A 22,924-nucleotide genomic window follows, 5' to 3' on the forward strand; every position below is an offset into this window, starting at 1 on the left:
GAAGGTGCCGGGTGTGGATTCGTTTATCGGCTAGACAGCCTCACCGGCCGGCGACAGGCTCCGTGCCGGCACTGCGCATCAAAACTGGAGAGGCTGACATGGGCACGCTCGAAAAAGGCATTACCCGAACCGGCACCGGCTACGGCGGCAAGACCTGGAATATCCTGGGCCAAATCTACTATCCGAAGGCGGTCACCGACTCGACCTTCGCGTTCGAAACCAACAGCGATCCCGGCCAGTTCGTGCCGGTCCACATCCACCCGACCCAGGACGAGTTCATCCTGGTGCAGGAAGGCGTGCTCGACCTCAAGCTCGACGGCGTCTGGGTGCAGGCCAAGGCCGGCGACCTCGTGCGCATGCCGCGCGGCATCCCGCACGGCTATTTCAACAAGTCGGACAAGCCGGCGCGGGCGCTGTTCTGGGTGTCGCCGATGCAGAAGCTCGAGGCGCTGTTCGAGAAGCTGCACAATCTGCAGGACCCCGCCGAGGTGGTGCGTATCTCCGCCGAGCACGAGGTGGACTTCCTGCCGCCGGAAGCCAACGACTAGCCCGGCGGTCAAACAGACAATACGCACACGAGGCGGCAATCGCCGGAGCTGGACTCCGGCGATGACGAGGGCGTGCGCTTAACGAAATTGGACCTGTTCATTTCAATTCGGAGCGGTTTCATGGTCAAGCAGAAGCATGTGTGCGTCATCGGCGCCGGCATTTCCGGCCTTGCTGCCGGCAAGGCCTTTGCCGGTCGCGGCCACAAGGTGACCATCATCGAGCGCAGCGGCGATCTCGGCGGCGTTTGGGAGCCGGCGCGCTCCTATCCCGACGTGCAGACCCAGAGCCCGAAGGAGCTCTATCGCTACACCGACAAGGCGATGCCGGAGTCCTATCCGGAATGGCCGAAGGGTCCGCAGGTCCATGCCTACTTGCGCGACTATGCCCGCAGCCACGGGCTCGACGGCGCGATGCGGTTCGACACCAAGGTCGAAGGCATGACGCGCCGCACTGACGGCAGGCCGGGCTGGACGCTGGCGCTGCGCTCGACCGACGGCGCCACCGGCCACGAGGATTTCGACTTCGTCGCGGTCTGCACCGGGCAATTCAACGAGCCGCAGGCCTTGCCGCTGGCGGGCGAGGACGGCTTCAAGGCGCAGGGCGGGCAGATTCTGCATTCATCGCAATACGGCGATCCAACGCTTGCCAAGGGCCGCAAGGTGGTGGTGCTCGGCGGCTCCAAATCGGCGACCGACATCGCGGTGAATGCGGTCAATTCCGGCGCCAGCGAAGTCACCATCGTGTTTCGCGAGCCGGTCTGGCGGATTCCCTATTTCGTCGGGGGCCTCGTCAACTTCAAGCGCATCCTCTACATCCGCGCGCAGGAGCAGATGTTTGCCAGCTGGGGCATCGGGCCGATGGCGCGCCTTGCGCATGTCGTGGCAAAGCCGTTCGTGTGGGCGAACTGGCGCGGGCTCGAAAGCATGCTGAAGATGCAGCTCAAGCTGAAGCAATGCGGCATGGTGCCGAAGGAGCGGATCGAGGATGGCGTCAACTGCTCGGTGCCGATCGCAACCCCCGGCTTCTATCCGATGGTCGCCGACGGCCGGATCAGGGCGGTGCGTGGCACCTTCGACCATTACGACGGCAAGACCATCGTGATGAGCGGCGGCCAGCGCGTCGCGGCCGACGTCGCGGTGCTCGCGATCGGCTACAAGCTCGGCGTGCCGTTCCTGCCCGAGGAGTATCAGAACAAGCTGGTCGAGCCCGACGGGCAGTACCGGCTGTACCGGCTGATCGCCAATCCCGATCTGCCCGACATGGGCTTTGTCGGCTTCAATTCGAGCTTCTGCACCGTGCTGTGCGCCGATCTCGCCGCGAACTGGCTGGTGCGCTACGCCGACGGCCAGCTGGCGCGGCAGCCGAGCGCGGCCGAGATGCACGACAACATCGCGATGATGCTGAACTTCAAGCGCGTCGAGCGTCCGGCAGCGGCCGTCTATGGCGGGCTGTGCGTCGCGCCGTACCACTTCAAGCATTTCGACGAGCTGCTGGCGGACATCGGCACCAAGGCGTCGCGCCGCAACCCGCTCGTCGAAAAGTTCACCCCGCCGGATGCGGACGCCTATGCCCGCTTCCTCGCGACTGCGCCAGCATACAGAGCGGTGGCGTAGAGCATCGCGGGATTGGGGCGAGCAGCAAGGGCGCTGCGCTCCCTCTCCCCGTTCTTACGGGGAGAGGGTTGGGGTGAGGGGCCGTCCCCGCATCTGCGGTGATAGCTGCGTTTGTGGAGACTCCCCCTCACCCGGAACGCATCTAATGATGCGTTCCGACCTCTCCCCGCACGCGGGGCGAGGTGAAACGGAGGCCGCTAATCGCGGCCGGCGTCGAGGAAGGCCTGCGCCAGCCGCTCGGGGTTGGAGAAGCACAACTCGTGGCTGCCCGGCACCTGGACCAAGCGGAACAGTCCGAGCTTCTCCGACAACCTCGGATGCCAGGGCAGGCTGTGCGGCATCGCGGTGTCCTCGGTGCAGTTCACGTAGGACTTTGCGATTGGCATCTCGGCAGGATTGGTGCGCAGCGCGATCTTGTCCTGGAAGGTCTTCAGGGGATGCGGGTTGAGCTTGTCATAGGCGCGCTGCGCCGTCTCGAGATCGGCGTCGTTGATGAAGGCCTCGCGCCAAATCGGGAACGGCAGCACCACCGAGCCGTCGCCGCGCTCGGCGTGAATGGCATCGAACAGGCCGCGATAGTGCGGCGGCACCATGTCGTTGAGGCACTCGCCATTGTTCGGGACAAAGGCGTTCCAGTAGACGAGGCGGCGGATGCGGTTCGCGGCGGCGTCGGCGACGCCGGTGATGACCATGCCGCCATAGCTGTGGCCGACCAGGACGATGTCCTTGAGGTCATGCTCGGTGAGATAATCCACGATCGACTGGATCGCCTCGGCGAGCCCGGAGTCCTTCCGGTCGCCGGGCCGGTTGCCCCTGATGGTCGGGGTGTGGACGACATGGCCGGCCTTGCGGATGGCGGCCGCAACCGGCTCAAACTCGGCGCCGGTATGCCAGGCGCCATGGACGAGAACATAGGTCGACATGTTGTACCTCCCTGTCTGGATTGCCGCGTCCGGACGACCCCGGGATACGCGCAAGTTTCATCCGCTTCCCGATGGATATTGACCTGGACCCGCGGAACGCGCTTGGCTGTGAGCGAACCGGACTGGGCTCGGAGTGAACTGATGCAGCAAATCGCCGCCGCGGATCGCTCGCGCAGGCTGAGCTGGAATACCGCGGACACCAGGCCCGGCGAGCAGTTCGCGTATTACCGCGAGGCGATCTGCCAGGCCTTCATGAACCTGACGCCGGAGCCGCCGGCGACGCCGGGCTTCCTCGCCCGCGTCGAGACCGTTGGGCTCGGTGATGGCGCGGTCAACCGGGTCAGCTTCCCGGAGCATGTCGTGCGGCGCTCCGCTGCCGACATCGCCGCGTCCAGCCGGCGCTGCTACTACCTCAATCTGAAGCTCGCCGGCCGCTGCCGCATCCAGCAGGCGGGACGCGAGATCAGCCTGTCGCCGGGGCAGGTCGGAATCTTCGACAGCGGCCAGCGCTTCGCGCTGCTGCACGACCGCGGCACGGCGCTGCAGGTCGCCTCGTTCTGGGTGCCGGCCGAGGCGCTGGATGAACGGCTGCCGTCGGCGCCCGAGGTCGCGCCGGCGCGGGTTTCGGATGATCCCTTCGTCGGCCATCTCATCACCGAGACGGCGCAGGTCTTGAACACATCCGCGCTCCGTGCTTCGGATGCGGACAACGCGCGGCTGTTCGGCGTGCTGCTCGATCTGGTCGCGCTCAGCCTGTCGCGCAGTGGTCGCGCAGGCGTCGCGGAGAGCGCAAGCCTTGCCGATGCGACGTGGCTTGCGCTGCGCCGTGCCGTGGACCGCAGGCTGCGCGAGCCCGGCCTCGGCGTTGCCGCCATTGCGGCTGCGATCGGCATCAGCGAGCGCTATGTCCACAAACTGTTCGAGCGCGCCGGCACCACATTTGCCAGCCATGTGATGGACCGCCGTCTCGACGGCGCCGCGCGCGATCTGAGGGATCCCGCGCTCGCCGGGCGCGCGATCGGCGACATCGCGTTCGACTGGGGCTTCTCCGACCTGTCGCATTTCACGCGGCGTTTCAGGCACCGCTTCGGCTGCACGCCGCGCGACTGGCGCCGCGGCTGACCAACGCTTCGGAGATCGCCATGGCGCAGCCGTTCACCTACCAGGTCAGCCCGATGCGGGTCGTGTTCGGGGTCGGCACGGTCGCGCAGCTGGCGGACGAGCTCGACCGGCTCGGCATCAACCGCGCGCTGGTGCTGGCGAGCCGGCGGCAGCAGGCCGAGCTCGGCGATCTCGCTGGCCTGACCGGCGGCCGTGTGGCCGGATCGTTCGACGGCGCGGTGGTGCACACGCCGGTCGCGGTGACCGAACGTGCGATGGAGATCGTCCGCGAGCTCAGGCCCGACGGTGTGGTTGCGATCGGCGCCGGCGCCGCGACCGGCCTCAGCAAGGCGATCGCGCTGCGCACCGACCTGCCGCAACTGATCGTGCCGACCAGCTATGCCGGCTCCGAGATGACGCCGGTACTCGGCGAGACCGTCGACGGCGTCAAGACCACGCAATCATCGCCGAAGATCCTGCCCGAGGCCGTGATCTACGACGTCAACCTGACCGTCTCGATGCCGGCCAAATTCTCCGCGATCTCCGGCCTCAACGCCATCGCACACGCGGCCGAGGCGCTGTACGCGCGGGACGGCAACCCGATCACCTCGCTGATGGCGGAAGAGGCGATTGCGAAGCTTGCCTCGTCTCTGCCGGATGTGATTGCGCAGCCGCGCGATCTCGAGGCGCGCGCGGACGCGCTCTATGGCGCGTGGCTGTGCGCGGTCTGTCTCGGCACCGTGGGCATGGCGCTGCACCACAAGCTCTGCCACACCGTCGGTGCGTTGTTCGACCTGCCGCATGCCGAGACCCATGCGGTGCTGCTGCCGCACACCATCGCCTACAACACGCCCGCCGCGCGCGATCCAGTCAGCCGCGCGGCGAGGGCGCTTGGGGCGGCCAGCGCCGCCGATGGCCTGTTCGATCTGTCGGCAAGGCTCGGCGCGCCGCGCTCGCTCGCTCGCCGAGATCGGCATGCCCGAGGACGGCATCGCAAGGGCCGCCGCGCTCGCCACCAAGAACCCCTACTGGAATCCGAGGCCGATCGAGGAGAGCGGCATCCGCGACCTGCTGAAGCGCGCGTGGTCCGGGTCGCGGCCGCAGGCCGGATAGATCACACCCCGATCGCGTTGCGCGCGATCACGTCGCGGTAGAACGCCGCGCTCAATTTCGGCACCCGGGCCTGGGTCTCGAAATCCACCCGGTAGAGGCCGAAGCGCTTCTCATAGCCGAAGATCCATTCGAAATTGTCCATCAGGCTCCACAGGAAATAGCCGTGGACCGGGACCCCGTCGGCGGTCGCGCGCTGCAATTGGGCGAGATAGTTGCGCAGGAACATGATGCGGTCGAGATCGTAGATCTGCCCGTCCGGATGCACCTTGTCCTCGCCGGACGTGCCGTTCTCGCTGATATAGATGCTCTTGATGTTCCACAGCTTGGCGGCGATCCGCGGCGCCCAATAGATCGTCTCTGGCGCGATCCGCAGCCATTCCGAGCTCATATGCGGGAAGGAAGCCGGCATCGGCAGCGGCTTCCAGCCGGGGGCATGGTCGGTGGCAAGGATGTAGCATTGCGGCGCGTAGATGTTCAGCCCGACGAAATCATTGGGCTGCGAGATGATCTTCAGCTCGTCCGCGGTGAATTTGGGCGCATCCGCGCCGGCATATTGCAGGAAGCCTTCGGTGTACTTGCCTTCGAGGACGACACCGAGAAAACCTGCATTGAGCTCGCGGGTCGCGGTCTCGGTGGCGCGGATGTTCTCCGGCGTGTTGAAGGCGGGCACGCAGGCGGTGATGTTCTCGGCCGGCCCGACCCGCGTGCCGGCACGGCCCTTGGCGCGGATCGCCTGCACCGCAAGGCCATGCGCCAGCGCCACATGATGGCGCGCCTGGTTCACCTCGCCCGCTGGCAGCTTCAGCCCCGGGGCGTCGACGCCGAGCGCATAGCCGAACGGGAGGAAACGTCCGACCTCGTTGAGGGTGAAGACGTTCTTCACGCGGTCGGTTAGTCGCTGCGCCACATAGCCGGCATAGTCGCCGAATGCCTTCGAGGTGTCGCGCGAGCGCCAGCCGCCGACGCGGTCCTGCAACGCCTGCGGCAGGTCCCAATGATAGAGCGTGGCGTAGGGCTCGATGCCGTTCGCCAGCAGCTCGTTGACCAGGCGGTTGTAGAAGTCGAGGCCCTTCGGGTTCGGCGTGCCGGTGCCGTCGGGAAATACCCGAGGCCAGGCGATCGAGAACCGATACGCCTTGGCGCCGAGATCCTTGATGAGGCGGACGTCCTCCTTGTAGCGGTGATAGTGATCGTTGGCGCGGTCGCCGGTCGAGCCGTCCTCGATCTTGCCCGATGTATGGGTGAAAGTGTCCCAGATCGATGGGCCGCGGCCGTCCTCATTGACCGCGCCCTCGACCTGGTAGGACGAGGTTGCTGTGCCCCAAACGAAGCCGGTGGGAAAGTTCGTGCCGTCCGGCCGTGACGCACGGTTTGCAGCCTCGGCAGGGCCGGTCAAACCGAGCGCCGAAAGGCCTGCAAGGCCCGCAAACTGCCGGCGCGAGAACTTTCCGAACATTGCTGTCTCCCGTCGCCGAACGTTGCGGCTGGAATGCGGGCCGTAGGTTAACCTTCCATCCCGCCGTTGAGCAACAAGGGCCGGCGGGCCAAAGCGCCGTGGCGAGCGGCGTACCAATCAATGCGAACCATTGTGATGTCAATGTCGCGGAGTTGTCAGTTTTGTGGCGACATTTTCTCTACTAGATTGCCTGCTACGTCCTTCCGCAATGACATCCGAATATCCCCGAGATTCCCGTGAGCTGCGCGCGATGAACAAGCCTGCAACCGATGTCCGAAGGGCGCTGCTGCGTCGTCTTGCCACTGCGATCGGCTTGGCTTTGGCGATGGCCGCAAACGCGCAGGCCGAGCAGACATTCTCGTTCGACCGCACGCCCGGAAAGCTGCCGAAGACGGTCGTCCCGTTGCATTACGCGATCGAGCTGACGCCTGATATCACGGGCCTCGCTCTGCCGGGCGTCGAGACCGTCGACATCGAGGTACGCGAGGCGACCGCGCAGCTGACGCTGAACGCGGTCAACACGACATTCGCAGAGGTCACGATCGATGACGGCGCGCAGCACGCGGAGGTCGCGACCGACGCCGCCGCGCAGACCGCAACGCTGACCTTCGCCAGGCCGCTTGCAGCCGGCCGCCACAAGCTGCGTATCGCCTTCACGGCGCAGATCAACAAATTCGGCACCGGCCTGTTCTCGGTCGACTACCCGACCAGGACCGGGATCAAGCGGATGATCTCCAGCAAGCTGGAGCCGGCCGATGCGAGGCGGATCTTCCCGTGCTGGGACGAGCCGTCGTTCAAGGCGAGCTTCGCGCTGACCGTCGTCATTCCGCGCAATCTGCTCGCGGTCGGCAACATGCCCGTGACCAGCGAAGAGCCGGTCGCCGGCGATCTCAAAAAGGTTGCGTTCGCGCCGACGCCGAAGATGTCGAGCTATCTGTTCGTGCTTACGGTTGGCGAGCTCGAGCGCGTCACAGCGGATGCCGGCGGCGTCACGGTCGGCGTGGTGACGACGGAGGGCAAGAGCGGGCAGGGCCGGTTCGCGCTCGACAGCGCGGTGAAGCTGCTCGCCTATTACAACGACTATTTCGGCGTCAAATATCCGCTGCCGAAGCTGGACCTGATCGCCGTTCCCGGCGGGTTCGGCGGCGCAATGGAGAATTGGGGTGGCATCACCTTCTTCGAGAGCCGGCTGCTGTTCGACCCCGCGACCTCCGCGGAGACCGCGCGGCGCGGCATCTTCGCCATCATCGCGCACGAGATGGCGCATATGTGGTTCGGCGATCTCGTCACCATGGCGTGGTGGGACAATCTCTGGCTCAACGAGGGCTTTGCCAGCTGGATGGCAACCAAGGCCTCGGAGCAGTTCTATCCGCAATGGCAGGGCTGGCTGAACGGCTACGGCGCGAAGCAGTTTGCCATGACGCTCGATGCCCGGCGCACCTCGCATCCGGTGCAGCAGCCGATTGCCGATCACAGCGAAGCGGTGACGGCATTCGACGCCATTACCTACAACAAGGGGCAGGCGCTGATCCGCATGCTCGAGAACTATCTCGGCGAACCGGCGTTCCGCGACGGCATCCGCAAATACATGGCCGCGCATGCCTACAGCAACGCGACGACCGCTGATCTCTGGCAGGCGCTCGAGAGTAGCGGCGGCAAGACCATCACCGGTATCGCCGCCTCGTTCACCGAGCAGGACGGCGTGCCGCTGGTCGTGGCCGAGGCGGCCTGCGATGGCATGGCGCAACGTCTGACCCTGCGGCAGGATCGCTTCGTGATCGCGCCGGCCAACAATCCGCCGCTGCCGGCCCGCAACTGGCAGATCCCCGTTGCGGTCGGACCGGCGCATGGCAAGCCGTTTGACGAGATATTGTTGAAGGGGAGCACCAATATCCCGGCCGGCGCCTGCGGCGATGCGATCAAGGTCAACCTCGGCGACGTCGGCTACTTCAGAGTCGAGTACGGCCCGAAGAACCGTGCGGCGTTGCTGAACGCATTCCCGCAAATGCAGGTCACGGACCGTCTCAATGTCGTCACCGACAGCTGGGCGCTGGTGCAGGCGGGCCGCGCGGAGGCGCCGTCCTATCTCGCGCTGCTCGATGCGCTCGATGCCGGTGACCAACGCGCGGTGTGGGACCAGGTGATCTCGACATTCGCGGCGCTGAACCGGCTGTCGCGCGGCCGCACCGAGCGGCCGGTGATCCAGGCCTATGCCCGCGCCAAGCTGCGCCCGGTGTTCGATCGGGTCGGATGGGACGGCGCCGGTTCAGGCGACGATGACACTGCGTTGTTGCGTGCAAGCCTGATCTCGACGCTTGGCGATCTCGGGGATGCGGCTATTGTGGCGGAAGCGAAGCGGCGCTTTGCGGGATTCGTCGATGATCCCAATTCGCTTCCGATCGCATTGCGCGATGCCGTCGCGCATGTTGTCGGTGTGACCGCCGATCGGGCGACCTACGACCAGCTGCTGGCGCTCGCGCGCAACAGCACGGCGACCAATGAACGGCTGCGCTATTATCTCGCGGCGGCAAGCGCCCGCGATGCCGAATTGGCGCGGGCGACGCTGGCGTTGACGCTGACCGACGAATTGCCCGACACGATCGTGACGGGGATGATCAACGCGGTTGCGTCCTCAGGCGAGCAGCCGCAGCTCGCCTGGGACTTCATCCGGACCAATTTCGATACGTTGCTGGCAAAGCAGGGGCCGAACTTCCGCGACCAGTTCGTGCCGAACTTCATGACCCATTTTACCGATGAGGCGCACGCGGCGGAACTGGCCGCGTTTGCTCCGTCGCAATCGACGACTGGCGGACGGGTGATGGTGGCGCGATCGGTGCAAGCGATCGCCATCTCGGCCGATCTCGCCGCGCGCGTGCTGCCCGCCGCCGACGCCTGGATCAGGGCGCGCAAGCCGTGAGATCGCGAAGCAGTTTCCGGCGGCGCGCGATGCGGCTATGCTCCGTGCGCGGCATGCAATCAACGATGCGAGGCTGAGATGGTCAAAGGTTCCGATTTGCTGGTCGCGGCCCTCGAGAATGAGGGCGTGGAGCGGGTATTCGGCGTCCCCGGCGAGGAGAATCTCGATGTCGTCGAGAGCCTGCGCAAATCCTCGATCAAACTGATCGTGACCCGCCACGAGCAGGCCGCGGCGTTCATGGCGGCGACCTATGGCCGGCTGACCGGAAAGCCCGGCGTCTGCATGACGACGCTCGGCCCCGGCGCGCTTAACCTCACGACAGGCGCCGCCTATGCGCTGCTCGGTGCCATGCCGATGGTGATGCTGACCGGCCAGAAGGGCATTTTGAGCAGCCGGCAGGCCAAGTTCCAGATCGTCGACATCGTCAACACGTTCCGTCCGTTGACCAAGCTGTCGCTGCAGATCGTCAGCGGCGCGACCATTCCGACCCTGGTCCGTGACGCCTTCCGCATTGCGACGCAGGAACGGCCGGGGCCGGTGCTGCTCGAACTGCCGGAAGATATCGCTGGCGAGGAAACTGCGCCGGTCGAAATGATACCGCCGCATCCGATCGAGATTCCGATCGCGCACGCCGCCGCGCTCGACCGCGCCGCCGACATGATCCTGAAGGCGCAGCGCCCGCTGATCATGCTTGGTGCTGCGGCATCGCGTCCGCGTTCGACTGCCGGGATCGGCGATTTCGTGCGGCGCACGAAAATCCCGTTCATCACCACGCAGATGGGCAAGGGCACGGTGTCGGGCGGCACCAATCAGTATATGGGAACCGCCGCGCTGAGCGAGCGCGACTACGTGCACGAGGCGATCGACCGCGCCGACCTCATCATCGCGATCGGTCACGACACGGTCGAGAAGCCGCCTTTCATCATGGGCCCGAAGGGGCCGCAGGTGATCCATGTCAGCTACATGCCGGCAACGGTCGAGCAGGTCTATTTCCCGCAATGCGAGGTGATCGGCGACGTCGGTCCGAGCCTTGAATTGCTGGCCGATCGGGTCGAGGGGAAGCTGCCGCATGCCAGCGCGCTGCTCAGCCTGCGCCAGAGCATTCTGGCCAAGATCACCGATCGCGCCACCGAGGGCCGCTGGCCGCCGACACCGCAGCGCATCGTGCACGATGTGCGGCAGGTCATTCCGGAGGACGGCATCGTCGCGCTCGACAACGGCATGTACAAGATCTGGTTCGCGCGCAATTACCGCACGCTGCTCGCGAACTCGCTGCTGCTCGACAATGCGCTCGCGACCATGGGCGCCGGCCTGCCGTCGGCGATGATGGCGGCGATGCTGTGTCCGAACAACCGCGTGCTCGCGGTCTGCGGCGATGGCGGCTTCATGATGAACTCGCAGGAGCTCGAGACCGCCGTCCGCCTCAAGCTCAATCTGGTGATCCTGATCCTGGAGGATTCCGCCTACGGCATGATCCGCTGGAAGCAGGCGGTCGACAATTTCCCGGATTTCGGCCTGACCTTCGGCAATCCGGATTTCGTCAAATACGCCGAAAGCTACGGCGCCAAGGGTTCGCGGATCGCGAGCACGGATGCGATCGTTCCGACCCTGGAACGGGCGTTTTCCGGCGGCGGCGTGCATCTTGTCGTGGTGCCGATCGACTATACCGAGAACAAGCGGGTGCTGGTCGACGAATTGCGCGAGAAGGTGCAGCAGATCGATGTGTCGTAGAGCATGATCCGGACCCGAAGGGCCGCGTTAGCGCAAAGTGCGAAGCGGCTTTCCCTCGCGACAAACGCAAAGCGTTTGCGCGGAGATCATGCTCAAACAAGAAGCCAAAGCATTGCTGCGGTGGCCAAGGAACGAAAAGCCCTCGGCTTGATTGAACGTAAGCCGCCATGGTAGCACGCCACTGCATCACCATTGCGCAGATGGTTGGCGATACCAGATCTGAGAGGTCACGTGACTGCACCAAATCCTGCCGCCGGCAAACCCATCGATCCCGCCCAGCTCGCCAATGTGCCGCGGCTGGTCACGGCCTATTTTGCCGGCAAGCCCGACGCCGGCGATCCCGCCCAGCGGGTTGCGTTCGGCACCTCGGGCCATCGCGGCTCGTCGTTGAAGAATTCCTTCAACGAGGACCATATCCTCGCCACCACGCAGGCGATCTGCGATTACCGGCGCGAGAAGGGTCTCACCGGGCCGCTTTTCATCGGCATCGACACCCATGCGCTGGCTGAGCCGGCGCTGGCCAGCGCGGTCGAGGTGTTCGCGGCCAACGGCGTCGAGATCATGATCGACGCGCAGGGCGGCTACACCCCGACGCCGGTGATCTCGCATGCGATTCTGAGCTACAACAAGGGCCGTAGCGCGGGCCTCGCCGACGGCGTCGTCATCACGCCGTCACACAACCCGCCGGAGGACGGCGGCTACAAGTACAATCCACCGCATGGTGGTCCGGCCGACACCGACGTCACCGCCGTGGTCGAGAAGAACGCCAACCGCTACATCGAGGCCGGCCTCAAGGGCGTCGCGCGGCTGTCCTATGATCGCGCGCGCAAGGCGGCGACCACGCATCTGCACGATTATATCACGCCCTATGTCGCCGATCTCGGCAACACCGTCGATCTCGCGCTGATCAAGTCTGCCGGCGTCAAGATCGGCATCGACCCGCTCGGCGGCGCGGCGGTGCACTACTGGCAGCCGATCATCGCGCGCTACGGCATCAACGCGTCAGTCGTCAACGAGGTGGTCGATCCGACCTTCCGCTTCATGACCGCGGACTGGGACGGCAAGATCCGGATGGACTGCTCGTCGCCTTATGCGATGGCGAGCCTGATCGGGATGCGCGACCGTTTCGACGTCGCTTTCGCCAACGACACCGACGCCGACCGCCACGGCATCGTGACCCGCTCGAACGGGCTGATGAACCCGAACCACTTCCTTGCCACCGCGATCGCCTATCTGTTCGCGCACCGGCCGCAATGGAGCAAGGACGCCGCGATCGGCAAGACCATCGTGTCGAGCTCGATCATCGATCGCGTCGCGAAGAAGCTGAACCGCAAGCTGGTCGAGACGCCGGTCGGCTTCAAATGGTTCGTCGATGGGCTCGGCAGCGGCGGCTTCGGCTTTGCCGGCGAGGAGAGCGCGGGCGCATCGTTCCTGAAGCGCGACGGCTCGGTGTGGACCACCGACAAGGACGGCATCATCCTCGGCCTCCTGGCGGCCGAGATCATCGCCAAGACCGGCCGCGATCCGAGCGAATTGTTCGGCGAACTGACCGCCGAACTCGGCGTTCCCTATTACGAGCGCATCGATGTGGCGGCGACGCCGAAGCAGAAGAACGCGCTGAAGGCGCTCGGGCCCGATCAGCTCAACATGACGCAGCTCGCCGGCGATGCCGTGCGCGCGGTCAGGACCAAGGCGCCGGGCAACGACCAGCCGTTCGGCGGCATCAAGGTCGAGAGCGAGGCGGGCTGGTTCGCCGCGCGTCCCTCCGGCACCGAGGATGTCTACAAGATCTACGCCGAGAGCTTCCGCGGGCCGGATCATCTGAAGCAGATCCAGGGCGATGCGCAGGCCGCGATCGCCAAGGTGTTCTGAAAGGCGCGGGCCGGGCAGAATTCATGCGAATATTGTTGACCGGCTCCTCCGGCTGGCTCGGCCGTTTCCTCGCGCCGCGGCTTCGACAGGCCGGCCATGACGTGGTCGGCCTCGACGTCGTCCCGGGTGAGGCGACCGATGTCACAGGCTCGGTAGCCGAACGATCGGTGGTCGAGCGTGTGTTCGCCGATCACGGCATCGAGGCCGTGATCCATGGCGGGGCGCTGCACAAGCCTGATATCGCGCGGTTCGCGCCGCAGGCCTTTGTCGACGTCAACGTCACAGGCACGCTCAATTTGCTGCAGGCGGCAGTGGCTGCCGGCCACGACCGTTTCGTCTTCACCTCGACGACCTCGCTGATGATTTCGCAGGCGATCCGCGACGAGGAAGGCCATGCTGCGGTGTGGCTCGACGAGACGACAGGACCGCTCGAGCCGCGCAACATTTACGGAGTGACAAAGCTCGCCGCTGAAGGGCTGTGCCGCCTGTATAGCCGCGAGCACGGGCTGAACTGCGCGGTGCTGCGCACCAGCCGCTTCTTCCCGGAGGATGACGACACCATCCGTGACATCCATGGCGAGAACCTGAAGGCGACCGAGCTGCTGTACCGCCGCCTCACCGTCGAGGACGCCGCCGATGCCCATGTCGTGGCGCTGGACAAGATCCGCGGCTTCGAGGTCTTCGTGATCAGCGCGCCGACGCCGTTTGCGCGCAGCGATGTCGCCGACCTGAAGACCGACGCGGCCGGGGTGATCGCGCGCACCTTCCCCGATGCGCCGGCGCTGTTCGCGCGGCGTGGCTGGCGCCTGCCGAAATCGATCGGCCGGATCTACGACGCGAGCAAGGCCGAACGGTTGCTCGGCTTCCGCGCCGGTACGGATTTCGCAGCGGTGCTCGGCGCCTTGCGCAGCAGCGCGCCGCTTCCCTTTGCGCACGATCCCGATTATGTCTCGCCGTCAACGAGGCTCGCAAATGGCTGATTTCCACGGCGTCTTTCCGTACCTGGTGTCCCCGGTCGACCCTGCCGGCCATGTCCGCACCGAGGTGCTGGGCCGGCTCTGCGACGATCTGGTCAAGGCCGGCGTCCACGGCCTGACGCCGCTCGGTTCGACCGGCGAGTTCGCCTATCTCAACAATGCGCAGCGCATGCAGGTGGTGGCGACCACGATCGAGGCCGCGCAGGGCCGCGTGCCGGTGGTCGCCGGCGTCGCCTCGACCTCGACGGCGGATGCGGTGGCGCAGGCCAAGGCCTACCAGAAGCGCGGCGCGACTGGCATTCTCGCGATCATGGAGGCGTATTTTCCGGTCGGTGATGCGCAGGTGGAAGCCTATTTCCGCGCCATCGCCGACGCCGTCGACATTCCGGTCGTGATCTATACCAATCCGAATTTCCAGCGCTCCGACCTCACGCTTGACGTCATCGCGCGGCTCGCCGGGCATCCGCGCATCGGTTACATCAAGGACGCGTCGACCAACACCGGGCGGCTGCTGTCGATCATGAACCGTTGCGGCGACAGCCTGAAAGTGTTCTCGGCCTCCGCCCATATTCCGGCCGCGGTGATGCTGATCGGCGGCCACGGCTGGATGGCGGGCCCGGCCTGCATCATCCCGCGGCAGAGTGTCGAGCTCTACAATCTGTGCCGCCGCACCCGCTGGGATGAGGCGATGGCCCTGCAGCGCAAGCTGTGGCGCATCAACGAGGCGTTTGCCCGCTTCAACCTCGCCGCCTGCATCAAGGCCGGGCTCGCGAGCCAGGGCTACGACGTCGGCGATCCCGTGCCGCCGCAGGCGCCGCTCACGGCCGAGCAGCGCAAGGTGGTCGAGGCGGCGTTGCGCGATCTGGGCTGAGGCCGTCGGGGGGCTGCGCGGCAAAATGCCGGGCAATCCGCCTTGGCCATGCCGGAAACCTCCGCTTGGTCAGCGCGTTTGTTGCGTGGAGCACACCAATGAATCGGCGTACCATCCTTGTCCTGGCCGTGATCGCGGCCGTTCTGCTGATATTCGCGGCCGGCAGCATCCGTCAGGCGCCGTGGAGCGGCCCGGCTGCCCGCGCGGTCGCCGAGCGCGGCGCGCTGTCGGATGCCGAAAAGGCCAATGTCGAGATCTTCGAGAAGGTCTCGCCGTCGGTCGTGCAGGTGGTGACGCAAACCGCCGCCAATCCGCTGAGCGAGGAGCAGGAGGGCGGCGCGGCGTCGGGCACCGGCATTGTCTGGGACAATGACGGCCACGTCGTCACCAACAACCATGTGGTGCAGAACGCAAGCCAGGTCGCGATCCGCTTTGCCTCCGGCGAAGCGGTACGCGCCGAGATCGTCGGCACGGCGCCGAACTACGATCTGGCCGTGCTGCGCATCCGCAGCGCGCGCAAGCTGCCACCGTCATTGGCGCTCGGCAGCTCGGCCGATCTCAAGGTCGGCCAGTTTGCCTATGCGATCGGCAACCCGTTCGGGCTCGATCAATCGATGTCCAGCGGCATCATCAGCGCGCTCAAGCGCCGGCTGCCGACCTCGAGCGGCCGCGAGATCTCCAATGTGATCCAGACCGACACCGCGATCAATCCGGGCAATTCGGGCGGCCCGTTGCTCGATTCCGCCGGCCGGCTGATCGGCGTGACCACGGCGATCCTGTCGCCGTCGGGCTCGAATGCCGGCATCGGCTTTGCGATCCCGGTCGACATCGTCAATCGCGTGGTGCCCGAGCTGATCCGCAACGGCCGCGTGCCGACGCCGGGGATCGGCATCGTGACCGCGAATGAGGCAGTCGCCACCCGTATCGGTGCCGAAGGATTGATCGTGGTACGCACGACACCGGGGTCGCCGGCCGAGCGCGCCGGGATACGCGGGGTCGACATGTCGACCGGTGAGCTCGGCGACGTGATCACCGCGGTCGACGGCAAGCCGGTCCACCGGCTCTCCGATCTGGCCGACCAGCTCGAGCAGATCGGGGTCGGCAAGAAAGTGCGGCTCAGCGTGAACCGCGACGGCTCGGCGCGCGATGTCGAGGTCGCCATCGTCGATATCGGCCGGGCGCAATAATGTCGTCACTGGCCTGACGCGTGCCACCGGATTGTGCTTCCGCGCGCCGCGCGACGACACGCCTGTCCTCTGGCCGGCGCTGTGGTTGTCAGGCCGCCAAAATCCGCTAAAACCCCCGCCAAATTCTCTGGAAATTCTTGGAAGCTCGAAGGACCCTCTGATGAACATTCTTCCCGGCAATATGCGTTTTGGTGCGGGCCAGCCAGTCAAGCGTCTGGAGGACCAGCGGCTGGTCACCGGGAAGGGGCATTTCATCGACGACAAGCCGCAGGACGGCGCGCTCTGGCTGCACGTGCTGCGCTCGCCGCACGCCCACGCCAACATCAAGGCGATCGACGCCAGGGCGGCGCTGGAGATGCCGGGCGTCAAGGCCGTCTATACCGGCGCCGACCTCGTCAAGGACGATATCGGCACGCTGCCGACGCTTGCGATCTTCAAGCGGCCCGACGGCTCGCCGATGACCGTGCCGCCACGGCGCCTGCTGGCGCATGATGTGGTGCGTTACGCGGGCGAGGGCGTCGCGGCTGTGGTCGCGACCTCGCGGGTGCTGGCGCAGACCGCGGCCGAGGCGATCGAGATCGATTACGAGGTGCTGCCCTCGGTGGTTGATCCGGTCGAGGCGATCAAGCCCGGTGCGCCGGCGGTCTGGCCGGAGGCGCCCGACAACATCGTGGCCGCGATGAGCTATGGCGATGCCGCCAAGGTGGAGGAAGCCTTCGCCAATGCCGCGCACAAGGTGTCGCTCGATCTGGTCAGCCAGCGCTTGGTGCCGTCGGCGATGGAGCCGCGCTCGACCATTGCCGAGATCGAGAAGAAGACCGGACGGCTGATCCTGCACGTGCAGTCGCAGACCCCGGGCTCGACCCGCGACCTGCTGGCGGAATCGATCCTGAAGCGGCCGAAGGACAGCGTGCGCGTGCTGGTCGGCGATATCGGCGGCGGCTTCGGCCAGAAGACCAGCCTGTATCCGGAAGACGGCATCGTCGCCTATGCCGCGACCAAGCTGAATGAGAAGATCCGCTGGCGCGGCGACCGCACCGACGAGTTCGTCGGCGGCACCCATGGCCGCGATCTGACCTCGACCGGCGAGTTCGCGCTCGACGCCAAGGGCCGCGTGCTGGCCTACCGGGTGCGCTCGATCGGCGGCACCGGGGCCTATTCGTCGGGCACCGCCAACATCATTCCGCTGGTGCTCGGCCCGTTCGTGCAGACCGGCGTCTACGACCTGCCGCTGGTGCATTTCGAGGTGAAGTCGGTGATGACCCACACCGCGCCGGTCGGCGCCTATCGCGGCGCCGGCAGGCCCGAGGCGGTGTTCATCGTCGAGCGGCTGTTCGACGCCGCCGCGCGCCAGATCGGCATGGACCCGCGCACCATCCGCAAGGTCAACTACATCAAGCCGGCGCAGCTGCCCTACACCAACGCGGTTGGGCAGGTGTACGATTCCGGTGCCTTCGCGCACATGTTGGAGCGCGCGTCTGATTTGGCCGACTGGAACGGCTTCGCCGCACGCAAGAAGGCGGCGAAGAAGAAGGGCCTGCTCTACGGCCGCGGTCTCACCAGCTACATCGAATGGACCGGCGGCCGCGCCCACACCGAGAACGTCTCGCTGCACGCGACCGCCGAAGGCCGCGTCATCCTGCATTCCGGCACGATGGCGATGGGGCAGGGCCTCGCCACCACCTACACCCAGATGATCGCTGATACGCTTGGCATCGCCATGGACAAGATCGACGTCGTCCAGGGCGACACGGACCTCGCCACCGGCTTCGGCAGCGTCGGCTCGCGTTCGCTGTTCGTCGGCGGCACCGCGGTTGCGGTCTCCTCGAACGACATGATCAACAAGGCGCGCGACAAGGCCTCCAACCTGCTGGAAGCCTCCGTCGATGACATCGAGTATCGCGACGGCTTCCTCACCGTGGTCGGCACCGACAAGCGCATCAGCCTGTTCGAGATCGCGGCTAAGGAAAACGGCGCAAAGCTCTCGGTCGAGAGCGAGGGCAATGTCGACGGGCCGAGCTGGCCGAACGGCACCCATATCTGCGAGGTCGAGATCGATCCGGAGACCGGCGTCACGCGGGTGGTGCGCTACACCACGGTCGACGACGTCGGCGTCGCGGTCAATCCGATGCTGGTGACCGGGCAGGTGCATGGCGGCGTTGTCCAGGGCATCGGCCAGGCGCTGTATGAAGGCGTGGCCTATAGCGAGGAAGGCCAGCTGCTGACCGCGAGCTATCAGGACTATTGCATCCCGCGTGCGGACGACATTCCGCCGATCACGGTGACGCTCGATGGCTCCGCGCCGTGCAAGACCAACCCGCTAGGCGCCAAGGGCTGCGGCGAGTCCGGCGCGATCGGCGGGCCGCCCTGCATCACCAACGGCGTGATGGATGCGCTGAGTGAGGTCGGGATCACCCAGCTCAACACGCCGCTGACGCCGTCGAAGATCTGGCAGGCGATCCGCGACGCCAAGGTGACGGCTGCTTAGCCGTCATTCCGGGGCGACGCACAGCGTCGAACCCCGATGCGCACTTGCGCATTGTGGAATCTCGAGGTTCCGGGTTCATCGCTCTGCGATGCCCCGGAACGACGGTGCCCTATAACCCCAACACCATCTTCGCGATGATGTCGCGCTGGATCTCGGACGATCCGCCGAAGATCGTATAGGCGCGGCCGTTGAGATATTCCGGCACCACCGGCAGCAGTTCTTCGGGGATCGCCGGCTCGTGGTTGAGCCGGTAGAACGGCCGCGCCGGCTCGACGGCAAGCCCGTCCTGGCAGATCACGTCGACGCCGAGCCGCGTCACCGCCTGACGGATCTCGCTGACGCGGAGCTTGATCAGCGACGACACCGCGCCCGGATTCTGCCCAGTCTGCAGCGCCGACAGCACCCTGAGCTCGGTCATCTCGAGCGCATCGATATCGACCTCGACCTCCGACATCCGGATCGCGATGTCGGGGTCCTTGATGGCGCGGCCGGTGACCTCGGAGTCAGCGAGATCGGCGATCGTCTTCAGCGCCTCGCGCAGCTTGGCCGACGCGATGCCGGAGCCGCGCTCGAATTCGAGCAGATATTTGCCGTAAGTCCAGCCCTTGCCCTCTTCACCGACGCGATTGGCGACGGGAACGCGGACGTCGTCGAAGAACACCTGGTTGACCTCGTGGTCACCGCCGATGGTCAGGATCGGGCGGGTGGTGATCCCCGGCGTCTTCATGTCGATCAGGATGAAGCTGATGCCGTCCTGCTGCCGCTCGCCGTCATTGGTGCGCACTAGCGCGAACATGCGGTTGGCGTGATGGGCGTGCGTGGTCCAGATCTTGGTGCCGTTGATGACGTAATCGTCGCCGTCGCGCACCGCGCGGGTCTTCAGCGAGGCGAGGTCGGAGCCCGAGCCCGGCTCGGAATAGCCCTGGCACCAGTAATCCTCGCCGGAGAGAATTCGCGGGAGGTAAAAGTTCTGCTGCTCGGGCGAGCCGAAGCCGATGATGACGGGGCCGACCATCTTGACGCCCATCACGTTGACATTCGGCACGCCGGCGCGGGCGCATTCGGCCTCGAAGATCCAGCGCTGTGCCGGCGTCCAGTCCGGTCCGCCATGGTCCACCGGCCAGCCCGGCGCACCCCAGCCCTTCTTGTGCAGCGCGCGCTGCCAGGCCATGCCGATGTCGGGATCGGAGAACACCGACGGCGTCAGCGCGGTGGCGCGCTTCATCTCCGGCGTCAGGCTGCCAGCAATGAAATCGCGGACTTCCTGCTCGAAAGCGCGTTCCTCGGCACTGAAGGTGAGATCCATGGTGCGCTCTCCGTTAGGCGTGGGCGCGGCCGCTGAGCGCGGCGTGGCGGCGATAATGATGGGCGCTGTTGCCGAACAGCGTATCGAAGGCGAGCAGCCGCTTGAAATAGGCGCCGATGTCGAGCTCCTCGGTGACGCCCATCGCGCCGTGCAGCTGCACCGCCTGTTCGGCGACGAAGCGCGCGCATTTGCCGATCTTCGCCTTGGCGCCGGACGCCGCACGGCTGCGGGCCACAGGCTCGGCATTGGCCATCAGCGCGGCGCGCAACGCCATCGAGCGCGCCTCGTCGACCTGCATCGCCACGTCGGCGAGGCGATGGCGGATCACCTGGTTGGCCGATAGCGGCCGGCCGAACTGCTTGCGGATTTTGGTATATTCGAGCGTGGTGTCGAGCAGCGTCTGCATGATGCCGACCGCCTCCGCGCCGAGCGCGGCCATCGCACGGTCGACCACGGTTTCGATCGCGGGCAGCGCATCGCCGCCGTCGCCGAGCAGCGCATCGGCGGGCAACTGCACGTCCTTCAGATCAAGATTACAGCCGCGCCCGCCGCCGAGCCGCGCGTAGTCGCGCAGAGTGAGCATGGGAGTCCCCGCCGGCACCAGGAACAGGCCAAGCTTGCCGGATGCACCATTGGCGTTGGCGATACGGGCCGAGACGATGATCTGGTCGGCTGCCGCGCCGTCGAGCACGGCGATCTTGCTGCCGATTCAGGCGCCAACCGTCGGCCGTCTTGCCGGCCGTGGTGTCGACATGAGCGAGATCGAAGCGCGCGGCGCGCTCCGAATGCGCGAAGGCAAGGGTGAGGGCGCCTTCGGCCACTTTCGGGAGGATCGCCTGCTTCTGCGTCTCGGTGCCGCATTCGGCAACCAGCGCGGCGCCGATCACGACCGTGGAGAGGAAGGGCTCGGACACCAGCCCGCGGCCGAACGCTTCCATCAACAGTCCGACCTCGATCGCGCCGCCGCCGAGCCCGCCATGGGCTTCGCTGATCGGCAGCGCCAGCCAGCCGAGCTCGGCGAACTGTTTCCAGATCGCGGGCGAATAGCCCAGCGGATCGTTCGCCGCTTTCTTGCGATGATCCGGGGTAAAAGTTTCCGCCACGAAGCGGTCGGCACTTTCGCGCAGCAGGCGCTGCTCGTCGCTGAGGGTGAGGTCCATCTGGCTTGCTACACGTTGGCGGTTTTCTTGACGGAGGGATGCAGGCCCGCGGGGTCCACCACCATGCCGAATTCCTGAAGGTTGTGGGCGTGGCAGAGCTGATGCAGCGCGAAGGCCTGATCGATCGCGGCAGGCTGCCCCATGATGTCGATCGAGCGGTTCACCGCCTCCTTGGAAAGCTTCAGCGCAAAGGCGGGCTTGGCGGCGATCCGCCGTGCCAGCGCCAGCGTGAACGACGAGAGATCGCCGCGCGGCACCACGTGATTGACCATGCCGAGGCGATGCGCCTCGTCGGCACTCCAGACATCGGCGGTGAACAGCATCTCCTTGGCCTTGCGCGCGCCGAGCTCCCAGGGATGCACGAACCACTCGACGCCGCAGACGCCCATCGTCACCACGGGGTCGCAGAACTCGGCATCGTTGCTGGCAACGATCAGGTCGCAGGCCCAGGCCAGCATCAGTCCGCCGGCGATGCACTTGCCGTGTACCTCGGCGATGGTCGGCTTTGCCAGATTGCGCCAGCGCCTTGTGATCTGCAGGTAGATCTCCTGCTCGCGCGCGAAGCGGCCATGGGCGTTGGGCTCGGCGAAGCCGCCCAATTTCCGACTGGCGGGAAATCGACACCGGCCTGGTTCTTGGCCCCTGGCCTGAGATCGTGACCGGCCGAGAAATGCGGGCCGTTGCCGGCGAGGATGATGACCTTGACCGCGTCGTCCTGCACCGCCCGGTCGAAGGCAGCGTTGAGGTCGTAGGTCATCTGCAGGTTCTGGGCGTTGCGGGCCTCGGGGCGGTTCATCACGATCCGCGCGATCGCGGGCTCGGGCCGTTCGACAACAATCGTCTCGAATTGTTCAGACGCCAATGGATCCTCCCGCGATCGATTTTTTCGCCATGATGAACGGCGCGGGCAGGGATAGGCAAGCGTCATCATCCGCAAAAGAAGCCGCGAAATCCGCCGCACGGGATTATCCGGCGAAAATCTGTTACGCTGACGCAGAATCCACCCGGGGAGGACCATCTTCATGCGCAAGCTTTGGACCGTGCTCGCAGCGCTGGCGACATTGAGCCTGACCAACTGCGGCTACAACGCGATCCAGACCAGTGACGAGCAGGTCAAGTCGAGCTGGTCGGAGGTGGTGAACCAGTACCAGCGGCGCGCCGATCTCGTGCCCAACCTGGTCAACTCCGTGAAGGGCTTTGCGCAGCAGGAGAAGGACGTGCTGCTCGGCGTCACCAACGCGCGCGCCAAGGTCGGCAGCATCCAGGCAACGCCGGAGGTGCTCAACGACCCGGCCGCGTTCCAGAAGTTCACGCAGGCGCAGGGCGAACTGACCAGCGCGCTGTCGCGGCTGCTGGTCGTCACCGAAAACTATCCGCAGCTGAAATCGGACGCGCTGTTCCGCGACCTGATGGCGCAGCTCGAGGGCACCGAGAACCGCATCACGGTGGCGCGCAATCGCTACATCAAGGCAGTGCAGGACTACAACGTCGGCATCCGCACCTTCCCGAACAATCTGACCGCGATGGCGTTCGGCTACAAGGAGAAGCCCAACTTCACGGTCGACAATGAAAAGGAAATATCGACCGCGCCGAAGGTCGATTTCAATAATCCGTCGCCGGCCCCTGCGCCGTCGAAATAGCGCCGGCGTGCGCACATCGC

16 protein-coding genes and 3 pseudogenes are annotated in these 22,924 nt (G+C 66.0%); 13 read left to right on the forward strand and 6 right to left on the reverse strand.

Going from position 1 to position 22,924, the window contains the following annotated elements; genetic code table 11:
* Positions 1-98: 98 nt before the first annotated feature.
* Positions 99-548 carry a cupin domain-containing protein gene (locus ACSKB9_RS31690; protein WP_057019245.1) on the forward strand — a complete coding sequence of 150 codons (450 nt, stop codon included), beginning with the start codon at positions 99-101 and terminating at the stop codon, positions 546-548.
* Between the two features lie 120 nt (positions 549-668).
* On the forward strand, positions 669-2,162 hold the full coding sequence (locus tag ACSKB9_RS31695; RefSeq protein ID WP_438078024.1) for a flavin-containing monooxygenase: 1,494 nt from the start codon (positions 669-671) through the stop codon (positions 2,160-2,162).
* 197 nt (positions 2,163-2,359) lie between these two features.
* Here the strand turns inward: ACSKB9_RS31695 and ACSKB9_RS31700 are convergent, their stop codons facing one another.
* Positions 2,360-3,085, reverse strand: a complete 726-nt coding sequence (locus tag ACSKB9_RS31700; RefSeq protein WP_438078026.1) for an alpha/beta hydrolase — start codon at positions 3,083-3,085, stop codon at positions 2,360-2,362.
* Positions 3,086-3,226: 141 nt separating this feature from the next.
* Between ACSKB9_RS31700 and ACSKB9_RS31705 the strand changes: the two genes are divergently transcribed.
* Positions 3,227-4,207, forward strand: a complete 981-nt coding sequence (locus tag ACSKB9_RS31705; RefSeq protein ID WP_438078028.1) for a helix-turn-helix domain-containing protein — start codon at positions 3,227-3,229, stop codon at positions 4,205-4,207.
* Positions 4,208-4,227: 20 nt separating this feature from the next.
* Positions 4,228-5,299 (forward strand): annotated as a pseudogene (locus ACSKB9_RS31710) (maleylacetate reductase).
* 1 nt (position 5,300) lies between these two features.
* On the opposite strand, the gene ACSKB9_RS31715 reads toward ACSKB9_RS31710, so the two are convergent.
* Positions 5,301-6,755 carry a GH1 family beta-glucosidase gene (locus ACSKB9_RS31715; RefSeq protein ID WP_438078030.1) on the reverse strand — a complete coding sequence of 485 codons (1,455 nt, stop codon included), beginning with the start codon at positions 6,753-6,755 and terminating at the stop codon, positions 5,301-5,303.
* Positions 6,756-7,005: 250 nt separating this feature from the next.
* Here ACSKB9_RS31715 and ACSKB9_RS31720 point away from each other — a divergent pair, with 250 nt between their 5' ends.
* The 7 genes from ACSKB9_RS31720 to ACSKB9_RS31750 all read left to right on the forward strand — a co-directional run bounded on the left by ACSKB9_RS31720 (position 7,006) and on the right by ACSKB9_RS31750 (position 18,798).
* Positions 7,006-9,672 carry a M1 family metallopeptidase gene (locus tag ACSKB9_RS31720; protein ID WP_438078032.1) on the forward strand — a complete coding sequence of 889 codons (2,667 nt, stop codon included), beginning with the start codon at positions 7,006-7,008 and terminating at the stop codon, positions 9,670-9,672.
* A 78-nt stretch (positions 9,673-9,750) separates the two neighbouring features.
* Positions 9,751-11,403, forward strand: a complete 1,653-nt coding sequence (locus ACSKB9_RS31725; protein WP_438078034.1) for an acetolactate synthase large subunit — start codon at positions 9,751-9,753, stop codon at positions 11,401-11,403.
* Positions 11,404-11,634: 231 nt separating this feature from the next.
* On the forward strand, positions 11,635-13,275 hold the full coding sequence (gene pgm / locus ACSKB9_RS31730; RefSeq protein WP_438078036.1) for a phosphoglucomutase (alpha-D-glucose-1,6-bisphosphate-dependent): 1,641 nt from the start codon (positions 11,635-11,637) through the stop codon (positions 13,273-13,275).
* Between the two features lie 23 nt (positions 13,276-13,298).
* The gene (locus ACSKB9_RS31735; protein ID WP_438078038.1) at positions 13,299-14,255 is read left to right on the forward strand and encodes an NAD-dependent epimerase/dehydratase family protein; all 957 of its coding nucleotides are present in this window, start codon (positions 13,299-13,301) and stop codon (positions 14,253-14,255) included.
* Positions 14,248-15,123: a dihydrodipicolinate synthase family protein gene (locus ACSKB9_RS31740; RefSeq protein ID WP_168855765.1), complete on the forward strand. Its 876-nt coding sequence runs from the start codon at positions 14,248-14,250 to the stop codon at positions 15,121-15,123. The genes ACSKB9_RS31735 and ACSKB9_RS31740 overlap by 8 nt, the downstream gene beginning before the upstream one ends.
* A 98-nt stretch (positions 15,124-15,221) precedes the next feature.
* The gene (locus ACSKB9_RS31745; protein ID WP_438078040.1) at positions 15,222-16,310 is read left to right on the forward strand and encodes a S1C family serine protease; all 1,089 of its coding nucleotides are present in this window, start codon (positions 15,222-15,224) and stop codon (positions 16,308-16,310) included.
* A 160-nt stretch (positions 16,311-16,470) separates the two neighbouring features.
* A complete protein-coding gene (locus ACSKB9_RS31750) occupies positions 16,471-18,798 on the forward strand; it encodes a xanthine dehydrogenase family protein molybdopterin-binding subunit (RefSeq protein ID WP_438078042.1) in 2,328 nt (775 codons plus the stop codon).
* 109 nt (positions 18,799-18,907) lie between these two features.
* Here ACSKB9_RS31750 and ACSKB9_RS31755 read toward each other — a convergent pair whose 3' ends face one another.
* From ACSKB9_RS31755 to ACSKB9_RS31770, 4 genes and pseudogenes are all read right to left on the reverse strand, one after another.
* The gene (locus tag ACSKB9_RS31755; protein WP_438078044.1) at positions 18,908-20,104 is read right to left on the reverse strand and encodes an acyl-CoA dehydrogenase family protein; all 1,197 of its coding nucleotides are present in this window, start codon (positions 20,102-20,104) and stop codon (positions 18,908-18,910) included.
* A 13-nt stretch (positions 20,105-20,117) separates the two neighbouring features.
* Positions 20,118-21,264: pseudogene (locus ACSKB9_RS31760) on the reverse strand (acyl-CoA dehydrogenase family protein).
* 8 nt (positions 21,265-21,272) lie between these two features.
* A pseudogene (locus ACSKB9_RS31765) lies at positions 21,273-21,824 on the reverse strand (enoyl-CoA hydratase); the annotation flags it as partial.
* A complete protein-coding gene (locus ACSKB9_RS31770) occupies positions 21,722-22,021 on the reverse strand; it encodes a hypothetical protein (protein WP_438080490.1) in 300 nt (99 codons plus the stop codon). The pseudogene ACSKB9_RS31765 and the gene ACSKB9_RS31770, both read right to left, overlap by 103 nt.
* Between ACSKB9_RS31770 and ACSKB9_RS31775 the strand changes: the two genes are divergently transcribed.
* The gene (locus tag ACSKB9_RS31775; protein ID WP_438080660.1) at positions 21,935-22,159 is read left to right on the forward strand and encodes a hypothetical protein; all 225 of its coding nucleotides are present in this window, start codon (positions 21,935-21,937) and stop codon (positions 22,157-22,159) included. The genes ACSKB9_RS31770 and ACSKB9_RS31775 overlap by 87 nt on opposite strands.
* A 127-nt stretch (positions 22,160-22,286) precedes the next feature.
* On the forward strand, positions 22,287-22,904 hold the full coding sequence (locus tag ACSKB9_RS31780) for a LemA family protein (protein WP_028334935.1): 618 nt from the start codon (positions 22,287-22,289) through the stop codon (positions 22,902-22,904).
* Positions 22,905-22,924 lie beyond the last annotated feature (20 nt).

The organism is Bradyrhizobium sp. BR 1433 (genome assembly GCF_051547665.1).
Taxonomy (GTDB): domain Bacteria; phylum Pseudomonadota; class Alphaproteobacteria; order Rhizobiales; family Xanthobacteraceae; genus Bradyrhizobium; species Bradyrhizobium australafricanum.